Consider the following 2,279-nt stretch of genomic DNA (forward strand, 5'->3'; position numbering starts at 1 on the left):
CCCTCTGTCAACCGAGGCAAAATCACCTCGATCAACAGCAAACTCTCAACTTCACAATCCGCGAAACAAATCCCGACTACGCGCAACCCACGTCACAAGCGCCCATATCGCGAAGCGATTTGGTGCCTGGGCCGATCTTACCGATGCTCAGGTGCCGAGCGAGGCCGATGCTGCGCTGCCTCTGAAGTCGGCTGATGAGCCCATATCCACCGATGCTGCACTGTGCGCGAACGTCCGCACTCATGCACGGTTGCTTTAGTTGATACGCTGTGCTCGGATCAAAGATAGCAGCGGTTTTGTGACAGCAATTATGGAAGGTCTGGGTTGAGTTCTTCAGAGCGGAAATCAGTCATTCTGGCTGCGGATGTCGTTGGATATTCGCAGATGATGGATGAGGATCACGAAATTGCATTAGAGGCTCTCAGAGAGGTTCGCGACAGTATTATCGAGCCAAGTATTTCAACTGGCGGCGGCGTAGTTGTCAAACGGCTCGGAGATGGGTGGTTGGCAGCATTTGAAGCTGGCTCGGACGCGTGCGCGGCGGCACTCAAGATCCAAGAACTCTTAGCAATTGATGGAGCCCCGGCCTTACGCATCGGAATTCACGAAGGGGCGGCCAGCTTTGTCGATGAAGATGTTTTTGGGAGTGGCGTTAATATCGCATCGCGGTTAGAAGCGCTCGCGAAACCGGGCGGCATCGCTATCTCTGAAGTGGTTTTTGCGAATTTGTCGAAGGATCTGCAAGTTTCGTTTGAGAATGCCGGAGCGCGGTTGCTGAAGAACATTGCAGAGCCCGTGAAGGTCTGGGCTTTCGGCGGCATTCCCCCGATCGGGGTCGCGTCTGAACCAACTTCTGTCCTGCTGGAGGGTTTTGTCGAAAGATCATCGTCCAACAACCTTGCCTCGGAAGTCGTGGAATCAACCGCCATTGAGCTCGAAAAGTACCGCTGGCTGCAAATCCACCGACCGGACAACGACGGTGCAACCTCGAAGTACCTTTTGAGCGGCACACTTCGCCGGTTCGGTGAGCGGGTACGGGTCGCGGTCGACCTTTCCGCACGACATGACGGGCGGCGGCTCTGGAGCGAACGATTTGACCGAACCGTTGCAGATGAATTGGAACTCGTGGATGAGCTTAGCGCTGTGCTTGCGCTGCGGATCAGCGCGGAGATCGACGCGCACGAAAAAATGCGGGCCGAGATGCGACCACCAGAACAGTTGAATACTGACGAACTAAGTGCGCGGGCCAATGATCTCATGTCATCAGGCCAGCCTGACGCATTCGACGAAGCCGACAGTTTGCTGACACGGGCTATAGCGCTCGAACCTCGGAACCCCTCGGGGTACATGCAGCAGTCGTTTGTTAGCTACCGCAAGGCAATGAGTGGCGCGTGGCCAGCATACGCGACTCTTGCGGCAGCTTTGCAACCCGCCATGGAAGTCGTTCAGATGGATCCGAAAATGCCAGGTGGCTATGTTATGTTAGCCAGTATTCACGGCATGATGGGAAAAACCGAAGCCGCGCTTGAGGCGGCGTCACAAGTCGAACGCTTGAACCCAAATGCCTGGGGCGCACCGCATGGAAGATCCATTGCGTACACATTTGCGACACCAGAGTGGGCTCGAGTGCACGACCCTGAAGGATTGCAGGCGATCTCGTACGCGGAACGGACTTTAGAGTTGGCGCAATCTTCCAAATTTCGATCTGGACATCTTTTCTTTCTGGGTATTGGTCAGCTTCTGCACGATGCGGCAGATTTGCAGCCAGGCATTTCCACGTTGGAAAGAGCAGCGGGTGCCGTTGGCGCGACTTGGTGGCCAAGCTTGTTTCTCGCTTTAGCTGAATTGCGTCGAGCCAACAGGCAGGTTGCGGAACAGCACCTCGCAGCTGCGCATACGCTGTTTCCAGCACTTTCAATGGCTGCCATCGCCGAAATTTTTGAGCGAAGCCGAATTTGGCCACTTTGGGAGAGGGAACTGGAGCAATTGCCAGACGTAGACTTGTCAACTTAGCTGGTTACTCAAACAATTAAAATGTTCGGCAGTATCTTCCACCAGGGAACAGATAGCTGCGGTGCTTTTACCGGAATCATGTGTACGTCCAAAGCGTCCAACAGCAGCCATTGGTGCGGGCGCAGCGAAAGTCTGAAATGACGGGCCAGCAAGTGTGTCGCGAAGGAGTGGCGCAACGTATGCAGCGTGACTGGCTTGGTGATGGCCGCCGCCTTTGCGGCCTGCTTGAACAGGCGCGAGATCTGGCGTGGCGACAGGTGCTTGCC

2 protein-coding genes are annotated in these 2,279 nt (G+C 55.4%); one reads left to right on the forward strand and one right to left on the reverse strand.

Annotated features, from left to right (window positions below; all coding sequences use genetic code 11):
* Positions 1-324: 324 nt before the first annotated feature.
* Positions 325-2,013 carry an adenylate/guanylate cyclase domain-containing protein gene (locus QO231_RS25970; RefSeq protein ID WP_316783175.1) on the forward strand — a complete coding sequence of 563 codons (1,689 nt, stop codon included), beginning with the start codon at positions 325-327 and terminating at the stop codon, positions 2,011-2,013.
* An 8-nt stretch (positions 2,014-2,021) separates the two neighbouring features.
* Here QO231_RS25970 and QO231_RS25975 read toward each other — a convergent pair.
* The coding region (locus tag QO231_RS25975; RefSeq protein WP_316783178.1) for a tyrosine-type recombinase/integrase at positions 2,022-2,279 on the reverse strand (258 nt) is incomplete at its 5' end.

This window comes from Sedimentitalea todarodis (assembly GCF_032595355.1).
GTDB classification, from domain to species: domain Bacteria; phylum Pseudomonadota; class Alphaproteobacteria; order Rhodobacterales; family Rhodobacteraceae; genus Sedimentitalea; species Sedimentitalea todarodis.